This is a genomic window from Polaromonas sp. A23 (assembly GCF_002001015.1).
GTDB lineage: Bacteria > Pseudomonadota > Gammaproteobacteria > Burkholderiales > Burkholderiaceae_C > Polaromonas.
In genome coordinates, this window is the sequence record NZ_MUNO01000045.1 from 264,288 (window position 1) to 289,550 (window position 25,263).

26 protein-coding genes are annotated in these 25,263 nt (G+C 63.4%); 16 read left to right on the forward strand and 10 right to left on the reverse strand.

The features are described from left to right. The first annotated feature begins 161 nt into the window (after nucleotides 1–161). Together B0B52_RS20475 and B0B52_RS20480 are read left to right on the forward strand one after the other, a co-directional pair. A complete protein-coding gene (locus B0B52_RS20475; protein ID WP_139352041.1) occupies nucleotides 162–569 on the forward strand; it encodes a response regulator in 408 nt (135 codons plus the stop codon). 131 nt (nucleotides 570–700) lie between these two features. Next, nucleotides 701–1,153, forward strand: coding sequence for a hypothetical protein (locus B0B52_RS20480; RefSeq protein ID WP_077595510.1), 453 nt, complete (start codon nucleotides 701–703; stop codon nucleotides 1,151–1,153). A 12-nt stretch (nucleotides 1,154–1,165) separates the two neighbouring features. Here B0B52_RS20480 and B0B52_RS20485 read toward each other — a convergent pair whose 3' ends face one another. After that, nucleotides 1,166–2,512, reverse strand: a complete 1,347-nt coding sequence (locus B0B52_RS20485; RefSeq protein WP_077595511.1) for a hemolysin family protein — start codon at nucleotides 2,510–2,512, stop codon at nucleotides 1,166–1,168. Between the two features lie 23 nt (nucleotides 2,513–2,535). Between B0B52_RS20485 and B0B52_RS20490 the strand changes: the two genes are divergently transcribed. Next, nucleotides 2,536–3,384: a symmetrical bis(5'-nucleosyl)-tetraphosphatase gene (locus B0B52_RS20490; protein ID WP_077595512.1), complete on the forward strand. Its 849-nt coding sequence runs from the start codon at nucleotides 2,536–2,538 to the stop codon at nucleotides 3,382–3,384. Between the two features lie 180 nt (nucleotides 3,385–3,564). Here the strand turns inward: B0B52_RS20490 and B0B52_RS20495 are convergent, their stop codons facing one another. Further along, nucleotides 3,565–5,025: a DEAD/DEAH box helicase gene (locus B0B52_RS20495; protein WP_077595513.1), complete on the reverse strand. Its 1,461-nt coding sequence runs from the start codon at nucleotides 5,023–5,025 to the stop codon at nucleotides 3,565–3,567. Between the two features lie 329 nt (nucleotides 5,026–5,354). Then, entirely contained in the window at nucleotides 5,355–6,224 is an 870-nt protein-coding gene (locus B0B52_RS20500) for a neutral zinc metallopeptidase (protein ID WP_077595624.1), read from the reverse strand. A gap of 132 nt (nucleotides 6,225–6,356) precedes the next feature. On the opposite strand from B0B52_RS20500, the gene B0B52_RS20505 reads away from it, so the two are divergent. Both B0B52_RS20505 and pcp read left to right on the forward strand, forming a co-directional pair. After that, nucleotides 6,357–7,034: a DUF4136 domain-containing protein gene (locus B0B52_RS20505; RefSeq protein ID WP_077595514.1), complete on the forward strand. Its 678-nt coding sequence runs from the start codon at nucleotides 6,357–6,359 to the stop codon at nucleotides 7,032–7,034. 87 nt (nucleotides 7,035–7,121) lie between these two features. Further along, on the forward strand, nucleotides 7,122–7,760 hold the full coding sequence (gene pcp / locus B0B52_RS20510) for a pyroglutamyl-peptidase I (RefSeq protein WP_217349826.1): 639 nt from the start codon (nucleotides 7,122–7,124) through the stop codon (nucleotides 7,758–7,760). On the opposite strand, the gene B0B52_RS20515 is transcribed toward pcp, so the two are convergent. Both B0B52_RS20515 and B0B52_RS20520 read right to left on the reverse strand, forming a co-directional pair. Next, entirely contained in the window at nucleotides 7,753–7,983 is a 231-nt protein-coding gene (locus B0B52_RS20515) for a hypothetical protein (protein WP_077595516.1), read from the reverse strand. The genes pcp and B0B52_RS20515 overlap by 8 nt on opposite strands. A gap of 76 nt (nucleotides 7,984–8,059) precedes the next feature. Continuing rightward, on the reverse strand, nucleotides 8,060–8,431 hold the full coding sequence (locus B0B52_RS20520; RefSeq protein ID WP_077595517.1) for a hypothetical protein: 372 nt from the start codon (nucleotides 8,429–8,431) through the stop codon (nucleotides 8,060–8,062). 172 nt (nucleotides 8,432–8,603) lie between these two features. Here B0B52_RS20520 and B0B52_RS20525 point away from each other — a divergent pair, with 172 nt between their 5' ends. Continuing rightward, complete coding sequence (locus B0B52_RS20525; protein WP_077595518.1) at nucleotides 8,604–9,518, forward strand: delta(1)-pyrroline-2-carboxylate reductase family protein; 915 nt, start codon at nucleotides 8,604–8,606, stop codon at nucleotides 9,516–9,518. Nucleotides 9,519–9,595: 77 nt separating this feature from the next. Further along, the gene (locus B0B52_RS20530; RefSeq protein ID WP_077595519.1) at nucleotides 9,596–10,954 is read left to right on the forward strand and encodes an MBL fold metallo-hydrolase RNA specificity domain-containing protein; all 1,359 of its coding nucleotides are present in this window, start codon (nucleotides 9,596–9,598) and stop codon (nucleotides 10,952–10,954) included. Between the two features lie 28 nt (nucleotides 10,955–10,982). Here the strand turns inward: B0B52_RS20530 and B0B52_RS20535 are convergent, their stop codons facing one another. Both B0B52_RS20535 and hemN read right to left on the reverse strand, forming a co-directional pair. Next, nucleotides 10,983–11,675 carry a sulfite exporter TauE/SafE family protein gene (locus tag B0B52_RS20535; RefSeq protein ID WP_077595520.1) on the reverse strand — a complete coding sequence of 231 codons (693 nt, stop codon included), beginning with the start codon at nucleotides 11,673–11,675 and terminating at the stop codon, nucleotides 10,983–10,985. A gap of 13 nt (nucleotides 11,676–11,688) precedes the next feature. Next, nucleotides 11,689–13,071 carry an oxygen-independent coproporphyrinogen III oxidase gene (gene hemN, locus B0B52_RS20540; RefSeq protein WP_077595521.1) on the reverse strand — a complete coding sequence of 461 codons (1,383 nt, stop codon included), beginning with the start codon at nucleotides 13,069–13,071 and terminating at the stop codon, nucleotides 11,689–11,691. Between the two features lie 199 nt (nucleotides 13,072–13,270). Between hemN and B0B52_RS20545 the strand changes: the two genes are divergently transcribed. Next, nucleotides 13,271–13,975 carry a helix-turn-helix domain-containing protein gene (locus tag B0B52_RS20545; RefSeq protein ID WP_371327418.1) on the forward strand — a complete coding sequence of 235 codons (705 nt, stop codon included), beginning with the start codon at nucleotides 13,271–13,273 and terminating at the stop codon, nucleotides 13,973–13,975. Here B0B52_RS20545 and B0B52_RS20550 read toward each other — a convergent pair. Continuing rightward, the gene (locus B0B52_RS20550; protein ID WP_077595522.1) at nucleotides 13,972–14,436 is read right to left on the reverse strand and encodes a universal stress protein; all 465 of its coding nucleotides are present in this window, start codon (nucleotides 14,434–14,436) and stop codon (nucleotides 13,972–13,974) included. The genes B0B52_RS20545 and B0B52_RS20550 overlap by 4 nt on opposite strands. A 26-nt stretch (nucleotides 14,437–14,462) precedes the next feature. After that, the gene (locus B0B52_RS20555; protein WP_077595523.1) at nucleotides 14,463–17,138 is read right to left on the reverse strand and encodes a bifunctional acetate--CoA ligase family protein/GNAT family N-acetyltransferase; all 2,676 of its coding nucleotides are present in this window, start codon (nucleotides 17,136–17,138) and stop codon (nucleotides 14,463–14,465) included. A 140-nt stretch (nucleotides 17,139–17,278) separates the two neighbouring features. Between B0B52_RS20555 and B0B52_RS20560 the strand changes: the two genes are divergently transcribed. From B0B52_RS20560 to B0B52_RS20595, 8 genes are all read left to right on the forward strand, one after another. Next, complete coding sequence (locus B0B52_RS20560; RefSeq protein WP_077595524.1) at nucleotides 17,279–17,704, forward strand: TraR/DksA family transcriptional regulator; 426 nt, start codon at nucleotides 17,279–17,281, stop codon at nucleotides 17,702–17,704. Then, nucleotides 17,701–18,186 carry a phasin family protein gene (locus B0B52_RS20565; RefSeq protein ID WP_077595525.1) on the forward strand — a complete coding sequence of 162 codons (486 nt, stop codon included), beginning with the start codon at nucleotides 17,701–17,703 and terminating at the stop codon, nucleotides 18,184–18,186. The genes B0B52_RS20560 and B0B52_RS20565 overlap by 4 nt, the downstream gene beginning before the upstream one ends. Nucleotides 18,187–18,393: 207 nt before the next feature. Further along, complete coding sequence (locus B0B52_RS20570) at nucleotides 18,394–19,863, forward strand: bifunctional aminoglycoside phosphotransferase/ATP-binding protein (protein ID WP_077595526.1); 1,470 nt, start codon at nucleotides 18,394–18,396, stop codon at nucleotides 19,861–19,863. A gap of 101 nt (nucleotides 19,864–19,964) precedes the next feature. Beyond that, the gene (locus B0B52_RS20575; protein ID WP_077595527.1) at nucleotides 19,965–21,488 is read left to right on the forward strand and encodes a thymidine phosphorylase family protein; all 1,524 of its coding nucleotides are present in this window, start codon (nucleotides 19,965–19,967) and stop codon (nucleotides 21,486–21,488) included. Next, nucleotides 21,488–22,387, forward strand: coding sequence for a ribose-phosphate pyrophosphokinase (locus tag B0B52_RS20580; RefSeq protein ID WP_077595528.1), 900 nt, complete (start codon nucleotides 21,488–21,490; stop codon nucleotides 22,385–22,387). Before B0B52_RS20575 ends, B0B52_RS20580 begins: the two co-directional genes overlap by 1 nt. Beyond that, nucleotides 22,384–22,977 carry an NAD(P)H-dependent oxidoreductase gene (locus tag B0B52_RS20585; protein ID WP_077595529.1) on the forward strand — a complete coding sequence of 198 codons (594 nt, stop codon included), beginning with the start codon at nucleotides 22,384–22,386 and terminating at the stop codon, nucleotides 22,975–22,977. The genes B0B52_RS20580 and B0B52_RS20585 overlap by 4 nt, the downstream gene beginning before the upstream one ends. 248 nt (nucleotides 22,978–23,225) lie before the next feature. Further along, on the forward strand, nucleotides 23,226–23,876 hold the full coding sequence (locus B0B52_RS20590) for a SagB/ThcOx family dehydrogenase (RefSeq protein ID WP_077595530.1): 651 nt from the start codon (nucleotides 23,226–23,228) through the stop codon (nucleotides 23,874–23,876). A 22-nt stretch (nucleotides 23,877–23,898) separates the two neighbouring features. Next, on the forward strand, nucleotides 23,899–24,501 hold the full coding sequence (locus B0B52_RS20595; protein WP_077595531.1) for a hypothetical protein: 603 nt from the start codon (nucleotides 23,899–23,901) through the stop codon (nucleotides 24,499–24,501). Nucleotides 24,502–24,581: 80 nt separating this feature from the next. On the opposite strand, the gene petA is transcribed toward B0B52_RS20595, so the two are convergent. Further along, nucleotides 24,582–25,238 (reverse strand): ubiquinol-cytochrome c reductase iron-sulfur subunit, encoded by a 657-nt coding sequence (gene petA / locus B0B52_RS20600; RefSeq protein WP_077595532.1) that lies wholly within the window; start codon nucleotides 25,236–25,238, stop codon nucleotides 24,582–24,584. Nucleotides 25,239–25,263 lie beyond the last annotated feature (25 nt).

Genomic DNA, 25,263 nt, shown 5'->3' on the forward strand with positions numbered 1-25,263 from the left:
TAGCCGCCAGCTTGGAATCAAAAAGACGAGCACCAAAGTCCGTAGGACTGTTCCCACAAACATTTTCAGTTCTTCCCCACTTCCTGTTTCTTGGTTGTCTCGCTAAGCTGAGCCAGATATTTTTTTAACTTGCGAGCCCCAAGCTTGCCAAGGAGAACGGTTTGGCGCTAAGGGTTTATCTGGTGGAAGACAACGAGCTGACCTGCCAACACCTGATGGATCTGCTTTCCGAAGAAACCGACATTGAATGGGTGGGTATGGCGCAAACCGAGGCCGAAGCCAAGGACTGGCTGGAGCGAAACCCCGACGGCTGGGACGTGGCCATTCTTGACCTGTTTTTGCGTGAAGGCACCGGCGCCGGCGTGCTGCGGCACTGCCGCACCCGCGGGGCAGAGCAGGACGTGCTGGTGATGACCAATCACCCCATCGCTTCCCTGCTCACGCATTGCCGCCTGCTGGGCGCCACTGCGGTCTTTGACAAGGCCTCCGAGCTGGGCGACCTGATCGCCTATTGCATCGGGCGCGCCTCTACCCCGCTGCAAACGCGGCCGCAACGCCTCATGGGCTGACCCCGCGCACCCGCGCGCCCGTTGCCCACTACCACTTTCCGCCTCAAAGCCGCCTGCAGGCACGGCTACAATCGCCGTGCCTGGCGCGGCCGCTGCCAGGGTGTTGCCATCCTTCCTAGAGGTTTACGCCCATGACCACCATCAAGACCCTGCTCGCAGCCTCCACCGCCCTTGCCCTGCTGGGCTGTGGTTCCATGGGCAATGTCCAGCTGGGCAGTGAAAGCACCGTGACCGAGGCCACTGCCAAGCAGCTGGCCGGTGACGTGCCGCTGCCTGCGGGCTCGGTGATCAAGCAGCAGGACTCGCTGGTGATGGGTTCGGGCAACACCTGGATGGGCCGCCTGAATGTGGCGGTTTCGGGCGAACCGCAAACGGTGTTTGCCTGGTTTCGCGACAGTCTGCCCGGTGCGGGCTGGACGCTGACTTCCAGCTCTTATTCAAAAGTGAGCCTGCTGACCTTCACCAAGGCGGAGCGGGTGGCAACGGTGCAAATGCAGGCAGGCAACTTTGGCGCCAACGAGGTGCTGATCACCGTGACGCCGGCAGTGCGCCCAGCCAGCCCCGCCGGTACCGGCCGCCCCTGATTCGCGTCAGGGCTATTTGGGTTGCGGGGGTGCTGCCACTGCCAGCTCGCTGACCAGCACTTTGTCGATGCGCTTGCCGTCCAGGTCCAGCACTTCAAAACGCCAGCCCGCGGCTTCAACCTGTTCCCCCGTTGCCAGCAAGCGGCCGGAAACGCTTTGCAATAAACCAGCCACGGTGTTGTAGCGGCCGCGGTCTTCGTCGGGTAGTTCCTTGATCTCCAGCCTGGCCTTGAGTTCAGACACGGGCATGACACCGTCAATCAGCCAGCTGCCATCCGCGCGCCGGGTGGCCCAAGCATCCACCTGGGCGCCGGGCTGCAGCTCGCCGGTAATGGCTTCCAGCATGTCCAGAGGGGTCATCAAGCCCTGCACCACGCCGTATTCGTCGACCACAAACACCATGCGTGTGGACTGTTTGCGGAACTGCTCCAACAGCTCCATACCGGTGAGGGTTTCGGGCACAAACACGGCGGGAATGGCATAGGCGTCGATGCGGTCGGCCATGGTCGGCGTTTTGCCTGTACCTGTGCCCTCACCTACCGGCTGGATTTGCCCGCGCAACGCCAACAGTTTTGCGATGTTGATGACACCCACCACGTCGTCCAGGCTGCCGCGGCACACCGGGTACCAGGAATGCCCGGTGGCGCCGGCCTTGCCGATGGCCTGCGCCACGGTGTCACTCGAGTCTATCCACTCAATGTCCGAACGCGGGCGCATCAGTGAGGTGAGCAGCCGGTCGTCCAGCAAAAACACGTTCTGCACCATCTGGTGTTCGTGCTCCTCGATCAACCCGGCGTCCACGCCTTCTTCCAGGCTGGCCGCAATTTCCTCGTCGGTCACAGTACGGTCGCCCGCGGTGTCCACGCGCAGCAACTTGAGCACAGCGTGGGTGCTGAAGGACAACAAGCGTACAAAGGGCTTGGCGCCAGTGGCCACCCACATCATGGGGCGCGACACCAGGCGCGACACGGTTTCGGGGTACAGCTGGCCGATGCGTTTGGGCACCAGCTCGCCAAACACAATGGTGATGAAGGTGATGACGGTGACCACCAGCGCGGTGGCAGAAATTTCAGCAGCGCGCGGGGGCGCGCCAAAAGTCTGGATCCAGCTGGAAAGCCCGTCGCTGAAAGCCGCCTCGCCGATGATGCCGTTGAGCATGCCGATGGAAGTGATGCCCACCTGCACCGACGAGAGAAACTGGGTCGGGTTCTCCAGCAACGTCAGCGCCGCATGCGCGCCCTTGTCGCCCGACTCGGCCATGGCGTTGAGCCTGGCCTTGCGGCTGGAAGCCAGCGCCAGTTCCGACATGGCAAAAACGCCGTTAAGCAGGGTCAGAAAGGCGATGAGGATGAAATCCATGGATCCGAAGGCAGAATGAACACATGGCACTTTACTTGATTGGCGACCTGCAGGGTTGCAATGAACCGCTGCAGCGCCTGCTCCGCACCGTGGATTTCTCTCCCAGCCGCGACACGCTGTACGTCCTTGGCGACCTGGTCAACCGGGGGCCGGACTCCCTGGCCGTGCTGCGCTATCTGCAGCCTCTGGGCGACGCGGCGCAGTGCCTGCTGGGCAACCACGACCTGAACCTGCTGGGCATCCACCGCGGCCTGCGCAAGCCGCACCGCAAAGACACGGTGCAGGAAGTGCTGGACGCGCCCGACTGCGAAGCCCTATTGGACTGGCTGCGGCACCGCCGCATGGCGATTCATTCGCACGGCTGGCTGATGGTGCATGCCGGCGTGCTGCCGCAGTGGAGCACAGCGCAAACCATGGCGCTGGCCGGCGAAGTGGAGCAAGCCCTGCGCGGCCCGGACCTGACCGGTTTTTTGCGCGGCATGTACGGCAACACGCCCGACCGGTGGGACGACGCACTGACCGGCGCTGACCGCCTGCGCGTGATCGTCAACGCGCTGACACGCATGCGTTTTTGCACATCTGATGGCGCGATGGAGTTTGAAAGCACAGGGAGCGTGCAAACAGCGCTGCCGGGCTACCTGCCCTGGTTTGAAGTTCCGGGCCGTAAAACCGCCGGCACGCCGATTGCCTTCGGTCACTGGTCGACATTGGGCGCCGATGCAGCCGCCAAAGCCGGCTTGCTGAACAATACCTTGCCGCTGGACACGGGCTGCGTGTGGGGTGGCTGCCTGACGGCCGCGCGGCTGGGGCAAGCGCCGGGAACATTTGAGCGGGTCACGGTGGACTGTGAAGCCGCCCAATCGCCCCGCTGAGCCCTCAACCGTAAATTTTCAAGCATTTTCGGCCTTTAGCCCAATAAATACGGGCGCGAGCAGCTACTTATTTAATAGCATGCTTGCAAGCGCTGCGCAGGCTGCCGAACCGGAGCATCAGACGCGTACGCGGAAAAAACCAGGCCCGGCCGATGCCGACCAAGGTGCAGGCGCAAGGGCCTACCCGGCTGTTTTGAACAGCGCGGCGACCTTTTTCTTGGGCTTGATGTTGGCCGAAACGCTGCTGCGCGAAGTGCCGCTCTTGGCGGCGGCCTCCCAGGCCGGCTGTGTATCGCCAGGCAGGGTGGACTCGTAGGGTTTGTCGAAAAACGGATCGCGCGACACGGCCGGCTGACGATGGGGAACCGACTCACGGCGCTCCCTTCGCTCGGGGCGGTCACGCGAAGCATCTTCGTCGCGCACCGGCTGGTCGCCGCTGTCGCGGTACATGCGGCGGCCGTCGTTGATGCGACCCTGCTCCTTGATGCGCGGCTGGTCTTCCTCAAACTCCATCGGCTCGAGCTCGATTTTGGTCTTGATGAGTTTTTCGATATCGGCGACCAGGCGCTGGTCGCTGCTGGCGGCGAAACTCACGGCCAGGCCGGAAGCCCCGGCACGGCCGGTGCGGCCAATGCGGTGCACATAGTCTTCGGCGTTGAAAGGCACGTCGAAGTTGAAAACCGCAGGCACGTCCTTGATGTCCAGGCCGCGGGCGGCCACGTCGGTGCACACCAGCAGGTCAACTTCGCCTTTTTTGAAAGCGTCCAGTGCCTTGAGACGTTCGTCCTGGCTTTTGTCACCATGCAGGGCGGTGGTTTTCAGGCCTTCGCGCTCGAGCGAACGAGCCAGGCGTGCGCAACCCAGCTTGCTGTTGACAAAAACAAAGGCCTGCTTGATGCCACGGGTCTTGAGGACTTGATGCAGCGCGCGGCGTTTGTCGTCGGCGCTGACGGCGTAGAAATGCTGCTCCACCGTGGAAGCGGTGGCGTTGGAGCGTGCCACTTCAATGGTCACCGGGTCCTGCAGGTAGCTGGAGGCCAGCCGCTTGATCTCTGGCGAGAAGGTGGCGGAGAACAACAAGGTGATGCGCTGCTTGGGCAGGTAGCTCAGGATGCGCTGCAGGTCGGGCAGGAAACCGATGTCCAGCATGCGGTCGGCCTCGTCAAGCACCACGTACTCCACCTGATTCAGCACGGCATTTTTGGCTTCGATGTGGTCCAACAGGCGGCCCGGTGTAGCCACCAGCACCTCAACGCCTTTTTTGAGCTCGGCCGTCTGCGGCTTCATGTCCATGCCGCCAAACACCACGGTGCTCCGCAGGTTGGTGTATTTGGCATACAGCTCCACCTGCTGGGCCACCTGCACCGCCAGCTCGCGCGTGGGCAGCAGCACCAGCGCGCGCACCGGGTGGCGGGCCGGCGAGGTAGATGCGTTTTCGTGCTTCATCATGCGCTGCAGCAGCGGCAGTGCAAAAGCGGCGGTCTTGCCGGTGCCGGTTTGCGCGGCGCCCATCACGTCCTTGCCCTGCAGCACGACCGGAATGGCCTGCTCCTGGATGGGAGTCATGGTTTCGTAGCCCATTTCGGCTACGGCGCGGGCCAGCGGTTCTGCCAGCGAAAGATTCGAGAAGGAGGATGTCATAAAAAAGCTCGGCGTGACTCTTGCGGTTGTGTGTAGCGGGTTGGCGCGCGGGCCAGGTTCCGTGGCCGGGGCGCGTTGGGTGCCAACAGCACAGCCGCCGGCGACAAGGTAACGCCGCAGACCGCCGGGTTGCGACCATTGATCGCAGGGCTTGTGCAGAGCTTCCTCAGCCCTCTATTGTCGCACTTTGAGCGAAATTGCCTGCAGATGGCCCCTCATGGCCTTGGGGCACCGGCGGCGCCTCAGCACGCCTGACTGCATCGGGAACCCATTTGCTACTATTTTTATAGCAATCAGCACCCGAAAACAAAGGGCTGGAGGCCTTTTTCTTATAAATTTCGGGCGTTGAAGGTGTCGCAAGCCCTCACATTGCCCTGCTGCAGGCCGGTATTGAACCAGCGGGCGCGCTGGGCGCTGGTTCCGTGGGTGAAGCTCTCGGGCACCACCGCGCCACCGCGTGAGCTCTGGAGCGCATCGTCGCCAATTTTGGCAGCGGCGTTCATGGCTTCCTCGACATCACCCTGCTCGAGGATGCTGCGCGCGCGCTGTGCGTGGTGCGCCCACAGGCCGGCAAAGCAGTCAGCCTGCAACTCAAGCCGAACGCTCATGGCGTTGTATTCGACCTTACTCACGCGGCCCTGCATCTGTTCCATCTTGCTGCTGATGCCCAGCAGGTTCTGCACATGGTGGCCAACCTCGTGGGCAATCACGTAGGCCTGGGCGAAGTCGCCGGGCGCGCCCAACTTTTTCTGCAGGGTTTCATAAAAACCGAGGTCAATGTAGACCTTCTGGTCAGCCGGACAGTAAAAAGGCCCCATGGCCGCCTGACCCTGGCCGCAAGCCGTGGCGGTAGCGCCCCGGAACAGCACCAGCCTGGGCTCCTGGTAAGCGGCGCCCCCTTTGGTGAACACGTCTTTCCAGACGTCTTCGGTGTCGGCCAGCACCGTGGAGACAAATTTGGCCATGCGGTCGTCTGCCGGTGGGCGCTGCGCCGGGCCCTGCTGCACTTGTGCGGTGGGCGTGCCGCCGCTGAGCAGGCTCAAAATGGTCATGGGATTGATGCCGAAGATCCAGCCGCCGACAAGTGCCACGACAATCGTGCCAATGCCTATGCTCCGGCCACCCATCAACCCGCCCCCTCCGCCATCGCTGCGGCGGTCTTCAACGTTATCGGATTCGCGGTTGCCTTCCCATTTCATGATTGGCTTTCTTTGACTTTTGTTGGCATTGTTGGTGTTGATGCCGCCGGTGCGGTGCAACAGTGCAGACTACTTTACTTGAGCATTCACTCCAGAACAGGAACATTTTGTAGGCCACGGCATCCATCCACCATGAGTAAATTGCTTGTTCACGCGCGTGTTTTTCTGGCCCTGTTGGCCGCCGCCCTTTTAAGCGCCTGCGCAACGCCGCTGGTGACGCAGGTCACCAATTTCAACCAGTGGCCGCCAGACGCCGAAGGCAGCACCTTCAGTTTTATCAAGCCACCCGCGCGCGCCGGGGCCGTCCCCGGTGAACTGGAGCAGGCCACCTACGAAAAGTACGCCCAGGCCGAACTGGAAAAATACGGTTTGAAGCAGGCCGCTGCGGGGCAGCGTGCCCGGCTGCTGGTGGAGCTCATTACCGTCAGCCAGCTTCAGCAAAGAACTTATGTGCAGCCGGTATACGAAGAGAACATGGTTTTTTACCCGCCGCGCCGCAACGCCGCCGGCCACTATTTCCCCGGCTACTGGGCACCCAGCCGCTTTGGGCCAACCTACGTGGGTGACAGGGTCGTGCCCTACAACGTCCAGTTCAGCGAGCTGACCCTGCGCCTGCTCGACACGCGCAGCGGGCCGCCGGGACAGCCGCGCCCCGTCTTTGAAACACGCGCTGTTTACGAAGGCGGTGCGACCTTGCCTGCCATCGCGCCCTACCTGGTACGCGCTGTCATGGACGGATTCCCGGGGCAAAGCGGGCTGGTACGCAAGGTCGAATTTGATCGAAAAACCGGCGCCGTGATCAAGAAGTAGGTAGCGCAGCGCGATTTCCGGTCGCCCACGGCCAACGAACTACTGCTTCACAATGCTGGCATGCCAAGCCCAGCTTCTGCTTCGACTATCCCCCGCGTTCTCCTGACCGGCTTTGACGCGTTTGGCGGCGAAAGCCTGAACCCCAGCTGGATGGCTGTGCATGCGTTGCACGGCCGTCGCATCTCTGGCCATCAGTTGGTGGCGGCCCAATTGCCCACCGTGTTTGATGACTCGCTGGCTGAGCTGGCGCAGTTGCTTCGGCTGCATAAGCCTTCATTGGTTTTGTGTGTCGGCCAAGCCGGCGGACGGGCCGCCATTTCGCTGGAGCGTGTGGCGATCAATGTGAACGACGCCCGTATTGCCGACAATGCGGCCGCACAACCGATTGACACGCCGGTCGTTGACGGTGGCCCGGCTGCGTATTTCAGCACCCTGCCGATCAAGGCCATGTTGCAGGCTTTGCAGCACGAAGGAATTGCGGCAGAGGTTTCGCAGACAGCCGGCACCTTTGTCTGCAACCATGTTTTTTACGGCCTGATGCACCATCTGGCCACGCGGCGGGGTTTCAAGAACACGCGCGGCGGGTTTGTCCATGTTCCCTATCTGCCTGAGCAAGGCAGCCCGGGCATGCCGCTGCAAGAGCAGGTTCGCGCCTTGCGCGTAGCCGTTCGCGCAGCATTGGCAACGCAGCGCGATATTGCGCAGGGCGCAGGTGCCCTCAGCTAGGATCAGTCACGGTATTTTTTACGGGCTCGTCGCGCAGCAAGCGCCAGACCAGCCAGCTTCCGATCAATGCGTTGCAAATAGCAAAACCACCAATGATCAGGGTGGCAAAACCATTCAGCGGCCGGTTCTGGACAATCCACGCCAGCGCAGCCGAGAGCGCATTGAGCATCATGGCCATCCAGAACAAGGGATTGCGGGGCTGAAATAAACGGGAAAGCTTCATGGCGGCAATGCTAACCGCTGCCGGTCCGAGCACATCCCCAAGCGGAGAACTGCTCGGAAAACGCCAAGGACCGTGGTTAACGAACCGTGCTGAAGGAAGCGGGCATCAGACTCTGAGAATCTGAAGGAGCGATTAGCGGGCCACCTGCCAGCACAGCGCCGCTTTTGGCGATGTCGGCGACGCTGGTCCGGCTGCCATCGTTGTACATCTCAGCCCGGGCCTGTTGCATGCAGGCGTTGAACGCCGGGCCACGCAAATTCTCCACGCAGTAAGTCATGGCACTTTTTTGCGAGGCCAGCAAAGACTCACGTGCCTGCGCTTTTTTGACCTCGCCGCTTGCAACGCTGGCAATACCCACCAGCAAGCCAAAAATCACCGCAATACCTGCACCCGCATAAAAATACTGGCGCGGTATGGTGTTGATGGAGAGCGTGGGATAGGTAAACATGAAACAGACTCCTCGTTACGTCTGTTTCGATGCTAGGGTTCCGGTTGCGAAGTACAACGCGGAGCATTACCCGTGCCCCTGTAGGATAAAACCGCTTCACCTCAGGCAATAAATCACTCCGGCCAAAAAGGCCCCGAACAAACCCGTATTTTTTACCCGTTTACCATCTGCCATGTCGCTTACATTTTCGCTTCTCGACGCTGCACAAACCGCCTTGCGCCTCCCGTATTCCGCACTGGTGGATGAACTAACCCGGTTGTTGCAGGACCCGGCCGTACAGGTGCCGATGCGCATGGTTCAGCCGCTGGCTGGGGGAGGCAGCCTGTTTCTGATGCCGGCCATGGACAACCGCGTTGCCATGACCAAGCTGATCACATTCACCCCTGCCAACGCAAACACCGGGCGGGCAACCATCCAGGGTGACGTGCTGGTGTTTGATGTTGCCAGTGGTGAACGGCGGCTGGTTCTCGACGGGCCCACGGTCACCGCACGGCGCACCGCAGCGGTCTCGCTGCTGGCAGCGCAGCGGCTGGCCCCCAATACACAAGGCCCGCTATTGATCGTGGGTGCGGGTGTGCAGGGCAAGGCCCATCTTGAAGCGTTTGCCGAAGGTCTGGGCGTGAGCGAAGTGGTGATCGCATCGCGCAGTGCATCCAGTGCGCAAGCCCTCGTAAAGCATGCACGCTCACTGGGCCTGCAAGCCCGCGTGGTGCAAGACGCCGGCGCCGCCATGTCGGAATGCCCGTTGATCGTCACCTGCACGCCGGCCAACGGCGTGGTGCTCCGCGGCCTGCCCCGCGCGGATGGATTTATCAGTGCGGTGGGAGCTTTCACGCCCCGCATGGTGGAACTGGATCCGGAGCTGTGCCGCCATATCGCGGCACAGGGTTCTGTGTTTGTCGACACAGCTGACGCGGGCCATGAGGCGGGAGACCTGTTGCAGGCCTGCCTGGATGTGAGCCTCTTTGCGACACTGGCCGATGTGGTCGTCCGGAATATCGAAAGACCGGCCGGGCCTGTGCTTTTCAAGAGCTGTGGCTGGGCGGGTTGGGACCTGGCGGCAGCCAGGACGTCCCTGGGCTACTGACGCCTGCTTTTTCTGCACCTCCAGTGCGTTTGATCCAGCGCAAGCGCGAACCTCCTGCCTGTTTCTAGACTGACCTCATGAAGCTTCAATTCCTCGGCGCCACCGATACTGTGACCGGTTCCAAATACCTGATCGAACACGACAAGGCCAGGGTGCTCGTTGATTGCGGGCTGTTCCAGGGCTACAAGCTGCTGCGCCTGCGCAACTGGGAGGCACCACCCGTGAAGCCGTCCTCGATTGACGCAGTGATCCTGACCCACGCACACATTGACCACAGTGGCTACCTGCCTCTGCTGGCCCGCCAGGGCTTTCGCGGCAAGGTGTTCTGCACACCCGCCACCTACGACCTGTGCCGCATTCTGCTGCCCGATTCAGGGCATTTGCAGGAAGAAGAGGCAGAATACGCCAACCGCCACAAGCTGTCCAAACACAAGGAGGCCTTGCCGCTGTACACACGCGAAGACGCCCTGCGATGCCTCAAGCTGTTTCATCCCATCCCTTATGACAAGGATTGGCAGCCCGTACCCGGCCTGCATGCCCGCATGACACCTTCGGGCCACATGGCGGGATCGTCGTTTGTCAGGCTGGACGACGGATCTCGCTCCATCCTGTTTTCCGGGGACATCGGTCGGCCCCAGGACCTGATGCTCAAGCCCCCGGTGCAGATGGATGGTGCCGACTACCTGGTGGTGGAGTCCACCTATGGCGACCGGCTGCACAAGAACTCGGACCCGCTGCTGGAGCTCGGCAAGGTGATCAACCGAACCGCCGCACGCGGTGGCGTGGTGGTGATCCCGGCCTTCGCCGTAGGCCGGGCCCAAAGCCTGCTGCACTGCATCCATCTGCTCAAGGCCCAGGGTGTGATCCAGGACATCCCCGTCTATCTGAACAGTCCCATGGCGGCCAGCGCCATGCAGGTCTATCTGAAACACAAGTCGGAACTGAAGCTGACACCCGCCGAATGCGAAGCCATGGCGCACACGGCGCACATCGTGCAGTCGCCTGAAGAGTCGAGGTTGCTCAATGCACGGCACGGTCCGATGGTGATCGTCGCTGCCAGCGGCATGGCCACCGGCGGCCGGGTAGTGCACCACCTCAAGGCTTTTGCGCCTGACAAGCGCAACACCATTTTGTTTGCCGGCTACCAGGCCGGCGGTACCCGGGGGGCGTCAATTGCGGGAGGCGCACCGACTGTACGCATCTTCGGTGAGGACGTGCCCATCCGGGCAGAGGTCGCCATGCTGGACGACCTGTCGGCCCATGCAGATGCCGGCGAGATTGTGAGCTGGCTCAAGGGGTTCAAGGCGCCGCCCAGGCAGACCTTCATCACGCACGGCGAACCAGCTGCTGCCGACGCGATGCGCCAGCGCATCGAACGCGAGTTGCGGTGGAATGTCCACATGCCTTTCTACCTCGAAACGGTCACGCTCCGCTGACGCCGTCAACACAGGCAACGGGTGGAGGTCAAGCCAGGCCGCACCATTCGGCAAAGCGGTGAAACGCGTCTGCCCACAAAGCCCAGGCGGCCGCAAGGATCAACAGGCCACCGGCCACGCGCGTGCCCCAATCCTGCTTGAGCTTGTTGCCGCGGACCTGCAGCTTGTCGTAAAGCAGGGGCACCAGCATCAGCGACACGCTGCTGCCCGCCGCGAAGAGAGCCATGGACAGCGCGCCTTCCAGAGGCCCGCCGCTGAGCGAAGCAACCAGCAAGGCGGAATACAGCAAGCCACAGGGCATGAAGGCCCACAGCGCGCCCGTGGCAAAAACGCCGCCGCGCGCAGTGGCCAACGGCCGGATGCGCGACCAGACCGAACGGCCGGCCTCGCTGACCCAGGCCGGCTGACGGGCTTGCGCCAGCAGCATCAGCCCCCAGAGCAGAACAGCCAGGTGAAACAGCGTCCACACCGGACGCAGTGCCGCGGTATTCGCGGTGAGCCAGGCCAGGCTTTGCACAGCCGTCGCCGCTGCGGCACCCGCCAACGAATACCCCACCAGGCGCCCAGCCTGAAAATGCCAAAGCGACCGCGATGTCGAACCCGGGCCCTGCCGAGGGCCCATACGGATAATTCCCGCACAGGCGGCGCCGCACATGGCGGCGCAATGCGGGCCGCCGGCCAGCCCCATCATCAGGGCCGTGACAGCCAGTGTGGTGGACATGGCAGGAGCTCGTTCAGATGATGCGCGAGAACCTCGCGCGATTACGGTCGGCCTGCAGGTAGCGGTCAAACACCATGGCCACTGCACGCACGAAAAACCAGCCCTGCGCGGTCACCTGAATGCCGGATTCGTCCAGCAGGACCAAGCCCGCATCGGCCAGGCCGCGCAGTTGCTCCATCTCGCCCGCGAAATAGCTGCGGAAGTCCAGCAACCAGGCCAGCTCGATCGACTCGAAGAGAACCTGGCCCTGGCACATGAGCGCCATGATCACCGCCCGGCGCGCGAGGTCGTCACGGTTGAGCGCCAGGCCGCGTACCACCGGCAGGCGGCCCTGGTCCAGATGGTCGCAATACTCTTCCATCGTCTTGGCGTTCTGGCTGTAAGTTGCACCTATGCGGCCAATGGCGGAAACGCCCAGGCCGATAAGGTCACAGTCGGGCTGGGTGCTGTAACCCTGGAAGTTACGGTGCAACCTGCCCTGCCGCTTGGCCACGGCCAGTGCGTCGTTGGGCAATGCAAAGTGGTCCATGCCGATGTAGACATAACCCGCCGCCATGAAAGCGGCGAGTGACTGCGACAGCATGGCCACCTTGGCAGCGCCGCCAGGCAAGTCGGCAGTGACGATGCGCCGCTGCGGCTTGAAGCGCTCGGGCAGGTGGGCATAGGCATACAGGGCAATACGGTCGGGCCGCAACTGTGTTATTTGGGCAAGCGTACGCGCAAACGATTCCGGCGTCTGGCGCGGCAAGCCGTAAATCAGGTCGACGTTGATGGAGTCGAACCCAATCTCGCGCGCCTGGGCCATCAGCTCACTGACCTGCTCAAAGGGCTGAACACGATGCACGGCTTTCTGAACGTCGGGATCAAAATCCTGCACCCCAAAGCTCAGGCGGTTGAAGCCCAGATCGGCCAGGTTGCGCAGGCGCGTGGCGTCAACGGTGCGCGGGTCAATCTCGATCGAGTATTCGCCGCCGGGGGCCAGCGTAAAACTGCGCCGCAACATGGCCATGAGCTCCTTGAGCTCGTCGTCAGACAGGAAAGTGGGTGTACCGCCGCCCAGGTGCAGCTGCGTGACTGTCTGGCCACGGCCAAGCTGGTCCGTGTGCAGGTCTATCTCGCGCCCCAGGTAGCGCAGGTAGCTGGCTGCGCGGTTGTGATGTTTGGTGATGATCTTGTTGCAGGCGCAGTAGTAACACAGTGACTCACAGAACGGAATGTGCACATACAGCGACAACGGCAAAGCCAGCACGGACGGCCCGGCACGCCGCTGCGCCAAGGCTTGGCCATAGTCGGCCGCGCTGAAGGCTTCGACAAAGCGGTCGGCCGTGGGATAGGACGTATACCGCGGCCCCGGGATGTCAAATCGTTGCAGCAGCTCGGGCAATACAGTGGTCATTGCAGGTTTCTCGTGGTAATAGCCTACTGTGCCGCGTCCAGCCCTGTCAGCTTTTGATCTGGATCAAACGCGCCGGAGCGGTGGACTGGACAATTTGACGAAGATCATCAAAGGCTTTGTCATGAAGGAAATCCCTGTGCACACACCGGCTACGGACCTGTTAGCCGGTTCGGCTCTGCAGCCCATCGACGGAAAAACCATGAAGGTCGCCTGCTCCAACTGCAACCTGCGTGAGCTGTGCATGCCTGTCGGCCTGAGCCCGGAGGAACTCACCCGTATTGACGACGTGGTGGCCACCCGCCGCAAGGTCAAGCGCGGTGCCACGTTGTTTCGCACCGGGGAGATCTTCGAGTCCCTGTTTGCCATCCGCACCGGTTTTTTCAAGACCTGCATCATGTCAGGCGACGGCCGGGACCAGGTCACCGGCTTCCAGATGGCGGGCGAGATCATCGGGCTGGACGGCATCGTCAGCGACCGCCACACCTGTGATGCCGTTGCCCTGGAAGATGCCGAGGTCTGCGTCATGCCTTTCAACCGCATCGGCGAGCTGGCACGGGAAATCAATGCGCTTCAACATCATGTGCACCGCATCATGAGCCGCGAAATCGTGCGCGAACACGGCGTGATGCTGCTGCTGGGGAGCATGCGGGCCGAGGAGCGCGTGGCAGCCTTCCTGCTGAACCTGGCGCAACGGCTGCATGCGCGCGGTTTTTCCGGGTCGGAGCTGGTGCTGCGCATGACACGCGAGGAAATCGGCAGCTACCTCGGCATGAAGCTCGAAACCGTGAGTCGCACTTTTTCGAAATTCGCCGAAGACGGCGTCATTGAGGTGCGGCAGCGCCATGTGCGGATTCTGAACATCTCCGCACTGCAGTCCATCGTCAACCAGCAGGGCTGCAACTAGGCAGCGGCATCGCTGCCGCGCACCACCAGGACCGGCCCCCGCGCGTGACGGACGATCTGTTCAGCGTCGCTGCCCATCAGCGCACGGCCTATCCCGCGCCGGCCGTGGGAGCCGACCACGACCAGGTCGGCTTTCACGCTGGCGGCCTGTTCCACCACTTGCTCCCAGAGCCGGCCCGGCCCACCCACAATCAGCACGCTGTCGGTCTCCACCCCTTTGTCTTCCGCCTTTTTACGGGCGTGCGCAAGAAGTTTCTCACCGGCCCCCTGCATCAGCGGAACAATGTCGTTGAGGTAGTTCATCGCCGGCTCAAAGCCATTGACATAGCTGAGTTCGTCCACCACATGAAGCAGCCGCAGCCGGGCACCTGTCAGTTGGGCCAGGCGGATGGCTTCATCAAGCGCCTTGTCCGACGTCGGGCTGCCATCGATGGGCATGAGAATCTGGTGGTAAGCGGACATTTCTTTCTCCAAAGTCAAAAAAGGTTTCAGCGCAGCGCAAGGCGCATGGCCACGGTTTCCTTCAAGGTCCCGGCGGTAACGTCAAACCCCAGCTGTCGCGCCAGGGCGGCCATGCCCGCGTTTTCGGGCAGACACTGCCCCACGACCTCGGTCGTGCCGTGCTCACGCAGGTAGCGGAGCAGTTTGTCCATCAGTAGCCGTCCCAGGCCGCGGCGCTGCCAGTCCGTGGCCACCTGGATCGCGAACTCCGCCGTCAGATTGTCAGGGTCACACACGGCCCGCGCTTCGGCCACCATCACCGGCTCGCCGCCTGCCTGCGGCGCAATGGCCACAAAAGTCATCTCGCGGTCGTAGTCGATCTGGCTGTAGCGTGCGAGTTCGGAGTGCGGCACCTCCCGGCGCGCCATGAAAAACCGCAGCCGCATGTCGGCGGGTGACGCGCCAGCGTAAAAAGCCATCAGACGCTGGCCGTCTTCCGGTCGGATGGGCCGCAGCAGCACGTCCTGGCCCTTGACCTGCACATGCTCTTCCAGCGCCAATGGATAGGGTCGAATGGCCAGCCGGCTGGGCTCGCCCGCCGCCACCGGACGCAACCTGACCCGGGAGTCCAGCGCCAGCACACCATGTTCATCGACCAGCAAGGGGTTGATGTCGAGTTCGGCAAGCCAGGCCAGGTCACAGGCCATCTGCGAAACTTTCAGCAGTGTGGCCAGCAGCGCCGGCTCATCGGCGGGCGCACGCCCCCTGTAACCGGCCAGCAAGGGCGCCAGCCCGCTGCCGGCCACCATGTCACCCGCCAGCCGGGCATTGAGCGGGGGCAGCGCCACGGCGTGGTTCTTGTGCAGTTCGGCGGCAACACCGCCTTCACCCAGCAGCAACACCGGCCCGAACACGGGATCGGAGGCGATGCCGACAATCAGCTCATGGGCGCCCGGACGGCGCGCCATGGCCTGCACGGTAAAGCCCTGTATCCGCGCCTGGGGCAACAGCCGCAACACCTGCTGCTGCATTTTTCCGGCCGCAAGCCTCAAGGCCTGCTCCGAGGCCAGGTCAAGTGCAACACCGCCGACATCGGACTTGTGGATGACCTCGGGCGAAATGATTTTCAGGGCCACGGGATAACCGATGCGGCTGGCTGTCGCCACGGCCTCCTCGACATCACGGGTCTTGACGGTTTCAACCGCGGGAATGCCATAGGCCCGCAGCAGCGCCTGGGCCTGCGCATCACCAAGCCATTCGCGGCCATCGCGCAACGCTTCATCCAGCAATGACCGGGCGAGTTCGCGGTCGGGCGTGAAGTCCTCCATCGCAGCGGCGGGCAACTGCTGCAGCGCCTGCTGGTTGCGTGCATAGGTGGCCAGCTGCAGCCACGCGGCGGCCGCACGTTCCGGCGTGCTGTAGCTGGCAATACCGGCCGCTGCCGTGCTCTGCCGCGCAGCCGCCACCATCACGCCACCGAGCCAGCAGGTGAGTACAGGCTTGACCGATGCCTGGATCAGCGGCAAGCAGGCTGCGGCGATGTCAGCGGCGGGAACAATCGCCGTGGGCGCATGGATAAACAGCACGCCGTCAATTTCCGGTGCCGCCAGCAGAACCTTGAGTGCATCTGCATAGCGGCTTACAGGCGCGTCGCCGATGATGTCGACCGGGTTGCCATGCGACCAGGTCGAAGGCAGGCACTCATTGAGCGCCTGCAAGGTGTCCTCGCCAGGCACTGCCAGCGTTCCACCGCCCAGGGCCAGCGCATCGGCAGCCAGCACACCGGCACCACCGCCATTGGTCAGGACCGCCAGGCGCTCGCCATGCCAGCGCCTGACATGGGTCAAGGTCTCGGCCGCATCGAACAGGGACTCCAGCGTATCCACACGCAGCATGCCGGCGCGGCGAACTGCGGCGTCGAACACCGCGTCCGAACCGGCCAGTGCACCGGTGTGCGAGGCGGCGGCCCGGGCTCCATCGGGCGCACGGCCCGCCTTCACGACAATCACCGGCTTGTTGCGCGCGGCGGCCCGGGCCGCCGACATGAACTTGCGCGCCGACTTCACCGATTCCATGTACATGAGGATGGCCCGGGTGCCGGGATCGCTGGCCAGGTAGTCAATGACATCGCCGAAATCCACATCTGCGCTGTCTCCCAGCGAGATGAAATGCGAAAACCCGATGCCGCGGCTGTTGGCCCAGTCGAGCATGGCCGTCGCCAGCGCGCCCGATTGCGTCACAAAAGCCAGCTTGCCGGGCAAGGCGTTGCCGGGCGCAAAACTGGCATTGAGCCCGATACCGGGCACCAGCGCCCCGATGCAGTTGGGCCCGAGGATGCGCAGCAGATGCGGCCGCGCTGCATCCAGCATGGCCTGTTCAAGTGAGCGGCCATCCGCGCTGGTAGCCTGTTTGAGCCCGGCCGACATCACGATGGCAGCACGCGTGCCCTTGCGGCCCAAGGCAGCAATGATCTCCGGCACGCTTTCTGCCGGGGTACAGATCACAGCCAGGTCCGGCGCCCGCGGCAGCGACTCGACATCGCGCCAGGCCGGCGCACCGCCGACGTTGCCGTGCCGCCGGTTGACCGGCCAGACCGGCCCCTGGAACCCGTCAGCGCGGAGGTTGCGCAGCACCACGGAGCCCAGGCTTGCCTCCCGGTCGGAGGCGCCGATCAGGGCCACCGAGGCAGGCTGGAACAGGGCTTCGAGATTGCGTACGCTCATGGATCTCCTTCAAACGCGGTGGGGCGGACGGGACCGCCGGTGCAGGCAGATTAACGCCCGCACAGTCCCCTCACTTGCTCCAGATCAAAGACCCGGGCAGGTGCTGACCCACAAAATGAACGGATCTGTAAAGGTCTCCCATGGAAACATACGACAGTACCCTGATGCCGCACTTCCGCCGCCTCCTGGCACAACGCGAAGCCGACCTGCGGTCCATTCTGCGAGCCAGCGACGACCTGCCAGAGCAGACAGGCGACACCGGATCACATGGCGTCATGGATTTCAAGGACGTTGCCATGGAACAGGCGCTCGCCACGGTCGACGAAGCCAAGGCCGGGCACGCGTTTCTCGAGCTGGAAGAGGTGCTGGCGGCACGCCGCCGGTTGACCGACCAGAGGTTCGGTTATTGCCTGGACTGTGGTGAAGCCATTGACCTGCGGCGCCTCGAGGCTGTGCCCGCAGCATCGCTGTGCACCGCATGCCAGGCCATCCACGAGCATGAACAAGCGCCTGCGCTGCGGCGCAGGACCTTGACTTTGACCCACACCCGAAAGGATCTCGCATGAGTGCAAAAAAATCCCGTGCTGCCGCGTCTCCCACAACCGGGGGGAACGGCGCAGCAACCCCCAACTTTCTGGCCGAACTCGGCCGTCAGCAACTGGCAGCGGCCACCGATGCAGCTTGTGCCATGTTCCGCGGCAGCGAAGCCCTGCGCACCATCCAGCAGCAGGCAGCACACGAGGCATCCTTGCGCCATCAGGTCGCCGCGCAAAAGCTGCACGGCAACTGCGCGCCGGGCGACCTGCTGGCCATCCAGTCGAGCCTGCTGCGTTTTGACCTGCAAGGCGCCATCCAATACTGGCAGCAGATCACGACAGCGGCACTGCAGTCGCAGATCGAGATGATGGCCAGCACCAGCCACCTGCTCACCGACGAACAACATGGGGGATGGAAATCGGCCCTGGAAGACTTTCAGACAGCGATGGCTTCCGGCAACAGGTTTTTTGCAGGCAAGCTGGAAACCCCAGCCGGGCAGCCCCATGCCTGACACGGTTTCCGGCCCGGGTCATTGAAGAGCAGCGTGTCAATGTGCTGATCAACGTCAGCAACCCGCCAGAGGCATGGCGCAGCATGAGCGACGGCTCCCGGGTGTCGGTGCGAATTGTCACGGCCAGTGACCGGAGCAGACCGTGATTGTTTACCCGCCCGCTACCATCCGCGAAGGCAGCAAGGTACGGGTACGCAAGCCCTGACCATGTCCACCGACAACAAGCCCCCGGAACCTGCCCGCACGCTGGTGGCCGCGCTGGCTGCTGTGCTACAGGCGCAGCTGATTGAAACCCACATTTCCTGGGTACTGCTGGCGAAGGACACCGCCTACAAGATCAAGAAGCCGGTGCATCTGCCTTTTGTCAACTACAGCACTCTGCAGGCCCGGCAACATTTCTGCGAAGAGGAAGTTCGGCTGAACCAGCGGCTCGCACCTTCGCTGTACCTGGGTATGACACGCATCACCGGTACAGCCCACTCACCCGAACTCGACGGAGCCGGACCGGTGCTGGAGTACGCGGTGCGCATGCGCCGGTTCGCGCCGGGAGCACTGTTCAGCGAAAGGATCGCCGCGCGCACACTGAACAACACAGATATCGACCAACTCGCCGCGCTGCTGGCCGATGCGCATGGGAAAGCTCCGCACGCAGATGCCGCAAGCAGCTTTGCCGATACCGGCCATCGCCGGGGCAATGCGCTGGCCGCACTGGAGGGGGTGCGTCCGTTTGCAAGTGCTGCCGCGCAGGCCGCGCTGCAGAGCTGGATCGAAACCCAGGCTGGGATGCTGGCTCCCCTGTGGGCGTCCCGGAAAGCTGAGGGGCGTGTGCGCGAATGCCATGGCGACCTGCACCTGGCCAATATCGTTCGTCTTGACGATGGGGTGGCGGCATTTGACTGCATTGAGTTCGACCCGGCACTGCGCTGGATCGACGTTCTCGATGACGCGGCCTTTGTGGTGATGGACCTCGCGGCCTACCAACAACGCGACCTGTGCTTTCGTTTTCTCAACGCCTGGCTGGACCGGACGGGTGACCATGGCAGCCTGCCCGCCCTGCGTTTTGCAGTCGTGTACCGGGCATTGGTCCGGGCCCAGGTGGCGCACCTGCGGGACCCGGGGAACGATACAGCCCGCCGCTATCTGGACGTGGCGCTGGTCTGGGCACAACCGGGCACTGCCTGGCTGTCCATCATGCACGGCCTCCCGGGGTCGGGCAAAACCTACGTCTCTCAGCGCCTTCTCGAGCAGGAAGGCGCTATCCGGCTGCGCTCGGACGTGGAACGCAAGCGCCTGTACGGCCTGGGCATGCTGGATGATTCGCGTGCCAAGGGGTTGGACCTTTACGGCGCCAACGTCACTGCGCGCACCTATGGGCAGTTGTTCGGCGTGGCGCGCACGGCATTGCAGGCAGGCTTCCCGGTGATCCTGGACGCAGCCTTCCCGCATCGCGCCGAACGGGACCAGGCACATGCCCTGGCCCGGGACCTGGGTGTACCGTTTTCCATCGTGCACTGCGAAGCGCCCCTGCCTGTGTTACGCCAGCGCCTGCTGGCCCGCCGGGGTGACGCATCTGAAGCCAACTTTGCCGTACTGGAGCAATTGCGACCTGGCACCGAAGCGCTGGCTGACGACGAACTGCCGTTTTTGCGAACCGTAGCGCCTGGCCCACCGTCCTGAAAGCCCCGGGACATGCGAGTCCCGCAAACATCCCCTGCCGGGCTTGCGTTTTGTCAAGGCCGGGCATGTCCGTCCTGCCTACAGTGGCGCGAAGGATCTTCATGCCAACCCCATCTCCGCCCACTGTCAACCGCCTGCGCCTGCGCCGGCTGGGTATCGACACCTACCAGGAACCGGTGCTGTACATGCACCGCGATTGCCCCGTCTGCCATTCGGAAGGGTTCGAAGCGCGGTCTCGTGTGGAACTGCGGCTCAATGGCCACACCATCGTGGCCACGCTCAATGTGGTGAGCGGGGACTTTCTGTCGCCTGAAGAGGCCGGTCTGTCCGAAGCGGCCTGGCGCTTGCTCCACGCGCGGCCGGGTGAAGAGGTTTCGCTGCACCATCCAGCGCCACTTGAATCACTGAGCCATGTGCGTGCCAAGGTCTACGGACGTCGCCTGGGTCAGGCCGCCATTGATGCGGTGATCGGGGACGTGGCAGCCGGACGTTACTCGGATCTGCAGCTCGCGGCCTTCGTCACCGCCTGCGCGGGCGACCATCTGGACATGAACGAAACCATCGCACTGACTCGCGCCATGGTCAATGTGGGTGAGCGCATGAGCTGGGGCAAGGGCCTGGTCATGGACAAGCACTGCGTGGGCGGGCTGCCCGGTAACCGCACCACCATGATCATTGTTCCCATCATCGCGGCCTGCGGGCTGCGCATGCCCAAGACCTCGTCGCGCGCCATCACCTCGCCCGCCGGCACCGCCGATACCATGGAAACGCTGGCGCCGGTGGACCTGGACGTCGCGCAGATCCGCCGCGTGGTGGGCCGCACCGGCGGCTGCATTGTTTGGGGCGGCGCCGTGCGGCTCAGTCCGGCGGACGACATCCTCATCCGGGTCGAGCGCCCGCTGGACCTGGACAGCCAGGGGCAACTCGTCGCTTCGGTCCTGTCCAAGAAAGCTGCGGCCGGAGCCACCCATGTGCTGATCGACATGCCGGTCGGGCTGACCGCCAAGGTCCGCAGCGCACATGCCGCGCACCAGTTGGGACGGCAGCTTGAGCAAGTCGGGCAGGCGCTGGGCCTGCAGGTGCGCGTGGTGCAAACCGATGGTGTGGCTCCCGTGGGCCGGGGCATAGGCCCTGCGCTGGAGGCACGCGATGTGCTGGCCGTGCTGCGCCGCGAGGCGCAGGCTCCGGACGATCTTGCCTTGCGCGCTCTTGAGCTGGCCGGACAGATTCTTGAGTTCGGAGGTGCCGCGCAAGCCGGCGCCGGCCTCGCCCAGGCAACGTCGGTGCTGGAGGACGGCCGCGCCTGGCAGAAATTTCAGGACATCTGCGAAGCACAGGGTGGCCTGCGCGAACCTCCGGTGGCTGCCTACCAACAGCCGGTGACAACCCTGCATGGTGGCACCGTGATTGCCATCGACAACCGGCGCCTGGCGCGTATTGCCAAACTCGCCGGCGCGCCCACTGCGGCGTGTGCGGGCATCGACATGAACGTGCGGCTCGGTACGGTGGTCGAACGCGGGGACCCGCTGTTCACGCTGCATGCGGCCACACCGGGCGAGCTGGCTTATGCCCTGGAATACGCCACCACGCAGCCTGGCGCCGTCCATGTGATGGAGGAAGCCTGATGCTGGTCCTGGCCCTGCCCGGCGCTGCAGATCTGGCGGCCGGCCTGGCCAGCCGTCTGCACTGCGAACACGCCGAACTGCAGTTGCACCATTTCCCCGATGGTGAAACCGGCGTGCGCATTGACGCGCCGGTCAAAGGCCGCTGCGTCGTGCTGGCCGGCAGCCTAGACCAGCCCGACGGCAAGACCCTGCCACTGATTTTTGCCGCCGACGCGGCGCGCGAGCTGGGCGCACGGCAGGTAGGGCTGGTTGCACCCTACCTGGCCTACATGCGGCAGGACAAACGCTTCCAGCCCGGTGAGGCCGTGACTTCACGCAGCTATGCCCGGTTGCTGTCTGCTTCGCTGGATTTTCTGGTGACCGTGGACCCGCATCTGCACCGCATCCACAGCCTGGACGAGATTTACACCCTCCGCACACAGGTGGTACCGGCCGCACCCATGATCGCGCGCTGGCTACGCAGCCACGTGGAAGTGCCCTGGCTGATCGGGCCGGACCAGGAGAGCGAACAGTGGGTCGCCGAAGTGGCAAGATTGTCCGGCGCCCCCTGGACGGTGCTGGCCAAAACGCGCCGTGGTGACCGTAACGTGGGTGTCCGCCTGGCGAGCCGCGAACGCTGGCCCGGGCGAACGCCGGTGCTGCTCGACGACATCATCTCCACAGGCCACACCATGCTGGCAGCAACAAGGCTTCTGATCAAAGCAGGCCTGGGCGCACCCCTTTGCATCGCCGTGCACGCGCTTCTTGACAGCGATGCACAACGTGAGCTGCTTGCAGCCGGCGTCACACGTGTGGTGAGCTGCGACACGGTTGTCCATCCCACCAACGCGATACGCATGGCTTCGCTGCTCGCCCGTGCCGTGCGTCAGCTTCGGGCCGCCACGGAGCCTGCCCCATGAGCCCCAAACGCATTGTCCTGATCCAGGGCCACCCCGATGCGACCCGACCCCACCTGTGCCATGCGCTGGCTGCCTCCTACACGGCGGGCGCCGAAGAAGCGGGACATCTCGTGCGCTGTATCAAGGTTGCCGAACTGGATTTTCCCTTGCTGCGCAGCCAGCAGGCCTGGGAAGGCAGCGCCCTGCCTGCTGACCTGGAGCAGGCACAGGCCGACATCCGCTGGGCCGAACACATCGTGCTCTTTTTTCCGGTCTGGCTGGGCGACATGCCGGCTCTGCTCAAAGGCTTTCTCGAACAGGTGGCCAGGCCGGACTTTGCTTTTGAGCAGGAGGCGGGCCAGGCCACCTTCACGAAGAAGGGGCTGAAAAATCGCTCGGCCCGGGTCGTGGTGACCATGGGCATGCCCGCACTGATCTACCGCTGGTACTTCAGGGCCCACAGCGTCAAATCGCTCCAGCGCAACATCCTGGGTATTGTCGGCATTGCTCCCGTGCATGAAACGCTGGTCGGCATGGTTGACGATTTCAAGCCGGCAGACGGCAGCCGCTGGCTGGCAAAACTGCGCCGGCTCGGACAACGCGCGCAATAGAAGCTCAGGATCACCTCATTCATCACCCGAGGAAAGCAAGCATGGCATCCACACCAAGCGCTGTACCCATCGCTGCTGTGCCGGAATATTGCAACGGCACGCGACTTCGTGCGCACCGGCCTGGTGATCACGGCAGCCGCCATGGTGCTGCTGGTCATCTTCGCGCTGACCTACTGGCCGTGGATAGGCTACATGACCAAGGCGGTCTGACCCACCCGGATATGGAAACGGAAACAAGGAGAAAAGACATGACCACACTGACCAAGCTTGCTCTCGGCATGATGGGCAAGTTGCGGCCGCAGCCTGCCCTCGGAAATTCCGATGCCCTGATCACCCTGCCGCAGCCCGACAGGAAGGCAGGGCTGCCCCTGATGCAGGCCCTGGCGAAACGCCAGTCCGGCCGCGACTACAAGCCGGACGCTCTGCCGATGGAGCTGCTGTCCGGACTGCTGTGGGCAGCCTGTGGCGTCAACCGCGCCGACGGCGGACGCACAGCGCCCTCGGCCCTCAACGCCCAGGAGATTGACATTTTTGTGGCCCTGCCTGCAGGTGCCTACCGCTACAACGCCAGCAGCCACCGGCTGCATCTGGTCGCCGGCGCTGACCTGAGGCGCGTGACCGGCTACCAGGATTTCGTCGACACCGCGCCGCTGGATCTTGTTTTCGTTGCCAACTACCCGCGCATGGGACTGGTCCCTGCTGCACAGCGAGAAGCCTACGCGCATGTGGCGGCCGGCGCCATCACACAGAACGTCTATCTGTTTGCGGCCAGCACCGGCCTGGCGACGGTGATCCGGGCCTGGATAGACCGCAGTGCCATCGCCGATGCCCTGGGGCTGACACACGACCAGCAGGTTCTGCTGTCGCAAACGGTGGGTTATCCGACGGACACCTCATGACGCGGCGCGCGGGAGAATTTGCATGAACGAAAAAATCGGCGAACTGATAGAGCGCGTCCGCCAGCTTGAGGAGGACATGGAGCAGGAACTCAGGCGCCGCCGGCTGGCCCTCAACGCCGATTTCGAGGACCGGCGCATCCGTTTCGAGCAAGAAGTCCTTGAACAGCAACGCCGCTTCAAAATCGGACTGGCCGCCTATATCCTGGGCGCGGACTGGCGCCATGCGGTTAGCGCTCCAGTCATCTACTCCCTTATTTTTCCGCTACTGATACTGGACCTGTTCCTGATCATCTACCAATACACCTGTTTTCCGCTGTACGGCATCACACGCATCCGCAGGCGTGACTACCTGGTGTTTGACCGGACCCATCTGGCTTACCTGAACCTGCTGGAGAAAATCAATTGCGCCTATTGCTCCTACGCCAGCGGCCTGGCTGCATACCTCCGGGAAGTGGTGGGCCGCACTGAACAGTACTGGTGCCCCATCAAACACGCGAGACGCGTGCTCCATGCCCACCCCTACTACAGCAACTTCACCGACTATGGAGACGCGCCAGCCTATCGCGAAGGCCTGCAGGCTTTGCGGTCCGGGCTTGCCGCGCTTGATACGCACGAGAAGAAGTGACTCGCAGCACACCCGAGCCGCTCCTGTTTTCATAGCTTATAGCGCACTGTCCATAGGGACTCAGGTCACTTTTGACTGAATCAGGCAGCGCTGTCAGCGTCCTCGCCGATCAGCAGCGTGCCATCTGCGATGTACCGGTGCGGCGGCACCTCCAGGTTCGTCGGTGCAGGCTTGTTCTTGAACACCCGCCCCGCCAGATCAAACGTGGAACCATGGCAAGGACAGAAAAAACCACCCGACCAGTCCGCGCCCAGGCTTGGGTTTCCGGTACCGGCAGGCACCTGGTTGGGTGAACACCCCAGGTGAGTGCATATGCCCACACCCACAAACACCTCGGGTTTGATGGAGCGCTGCGGGTTGCGCGCGTAGTCGGGTTGCTGGTCTTTTCCGGAGTCCGGATCGGCCAGGCCTGCATCCAGCCCGGCCAGGCCCGCCAGCATGTCCGGCGTACGGCGCATGATCCACACGGGCTTGCCGCGCCATTCCACCGTCTTGATGCCGCCGGGCGGTATGTCGGAAATATCAACCTCCACGCTGGCACCCATGGCACGCGCTCGCTCACTGGGGGCAAGGCTGGATACCAGGGGAACGGCAACGGCGGCAACACCAACACCAGCAGTTGCCGCGGTGATCAGCACGATCTGGCGGCGTGCGGCATCAGGCGCACCCTGACCGGTGGGGTGATCAGTGGTAGCCGGAGATGTGGGATGCGAGGGAAGAGTCAAGGCTTGGTTCATAGGAATTTTCCATGTTGACGGAGGG

What these genes read in the sequence shown, in the direction of transcription:
- hemN (WP_077595521.1), bottom strand. Translation starts at nt 13,071, where the DNA reads ATGACCACTGTATTGCCCGAGCTGCTGCAACGATTTGACATCCCGGGG.
- B0B52_RS20515 (WP_077595516.1), bottom strand. Translation starts at nt 7,983, where the DNA reads ATGAAGCTTTCCCGTTTATTTCAGCCCCGCAATCCCTTGTTCTGGATG.
- B0B52_RS20560 (WP_077595524.1), top strand. Translation starts at nt 17,279, where the DNA reads ATGGAAACATACGACAGTACCCTGATGCCGCACTTCCGCCGCCTCCTG.
- B0B52_RS20500 (WP_077595624.1), bottom strand. Translation starts at nt 6,224, where the DNA reads ATGAAATGGGAAGGCAACCGCGAATCCGATAACGTTGAAGACCGCCGC.
- petA (WP_077595532.1), bottom strand. Translation starts at nt 25,238, where the DNA reads ATGAACCAAGCCTTGACTCTTCCCTCGCATCCCACATCTCCGGCTACC.
- B0B52_RS20485 (WP_077595511.1), bottom strand. Translation starts at nt 2,512, where the DNA reads ATGGATTTCATCCTCATCGCCTTTCTGACCCTGCTTAACGGCGTTTTT.
- B0B52_RS20480 (WP_077595510.1), top strand. Translation starts at nt 701, where the DNA reads ATGACCACCATCAAGACCCTGCTCGCAGCCTCCACCGCCCTTGCCCTG.
- B0B52_RS20550 (WP_077595522.1), bottom strand. Translation starts at nt 14,436, where the DNA reads ATGTCCGCTTACCACCAGATTCTCATGCCCATCGATGGCAGCCCGACG.
- B0B52_RS20590 (WP_077595530.1), top strand. Translation starts at nt 23,226, where the DNA reads ATGACCACACTGACCAAGCTTGCTCTCGGCATGATGGGCAAGTTGCGG.
- B0B52_RS20520 (WP_077595517.1), bottom strand. Translation starts at nt 8,431, where the DNA reads ATGTTTACCTATCCCACGCTCTCCATCAACACCATACCGCGCCAGTAT.
- B0B52_RS20595 (WP_077595531.1), top strand. Translation starts at nt 23,899, where the DNA reads ATGAACGAAAAAATCGGCGAACTGATAGAGCGCGTCCGCCAGCTTGAG.
- B0B52_RS20535 (WP_077595520.1), bottom strand. Translation starts at nt 11,675, where the DNA reads ATGTCCACCACACTGGCTGTCACGGCCCTGATGATGGGGCTGGCCGGC.
- B0B52_RS20555 (WP_077595523.1), bottom strand. Translation starts at nt 17,138, where the DNA reads ATGAGCGTACGCAATCTCGAAGCCCTGTTCCAGCCTGCCTCGGTGGCC.
- B0B52_RS20530 (WP_077595519.1), top strand. Translation starts at nt 9,596, where the DNA reads ATGAAGCTTCAATTCCTCGGCGCCACCGATACTGTGACCGGTTCCAAA.
- B0B52_RS20570 (WP_077595526.1), top strand. Translation starts at nt 18,394, where the DNA reads ATGTCCACCGACAACAAGCCCCCGGAACCTGCCCGCACGCTGGTGGCC.
- B0B52_RS20525 (WP_077595518.1), top strand. Translation starts at nt 8,604, where the DNA reads ATGTCGCTTACATTTTCGCTTCTCGACGCTGCACAAACCGCCTTGCGC.
- B0B52_RS20495 (WP_077595513.1), bottom strand. Translation starts at nt 5,025, where the DNA reads ATGACATCCTCCTTCTCGAATCTTTCGCTGGCAGAACCGCTGGCCCGC.
- B0B52_RS20580 (WP_077595528.1), top strand. Translation starts at nt 21,488, where the DNA reads ATGCTGGTCCTGGCCCTGCCCGGCGCTGCAGATCTGGCGGCCGGCCTG.
- B0B52_RS20585 (WP_077595529.1), top strand. Translation starts at nt 22,384, where the DNA reads ATGAGCCCCAAACGCATTGTCCTGATCCAGGGCCACCCCGATGCGACC.
- B0B52_RS20490 (WP_077595512.1), top strand. Translation starts at nt 2,536, where the DNA reads ATGGCACTTTACTTGATTGGCGACCTGCAGGGTTGCAATGAACCGCTG.
- B0B52_RS20565 (WP_077595525.1), top strand. Translation starts at nt 17,701, where the DNA reads ATGAGTGCAAAAAAATCCCGTGCTGCCGCGTCTCCCACAACCGGGGGG.
- B0B52_RS20575 (WP_077595527.1), top strand. Translation starts at nt 19,965, where the DNA reads ATGCCAACCCCATCTCCGCCCACTGTCAACCGCCTGCGCCTGCGCCGG.
- B0B52_RS20545 (WP_371327418.1), top strand. Translation starts at nt 13,271, where the DNA reads ATGAAGGTCGCCTGCTCCAACTGCAACCTGCGTGAGCTGTGCATGCCT.
- B0B52_RS20505 (WP_077595514.1), top strand. Translation starts at nt 6,357, where the DNA reads ATGAGTAAATTGCTTGTTCACGCGCGTGTTTTTCTGGCCCTGTTGGCC.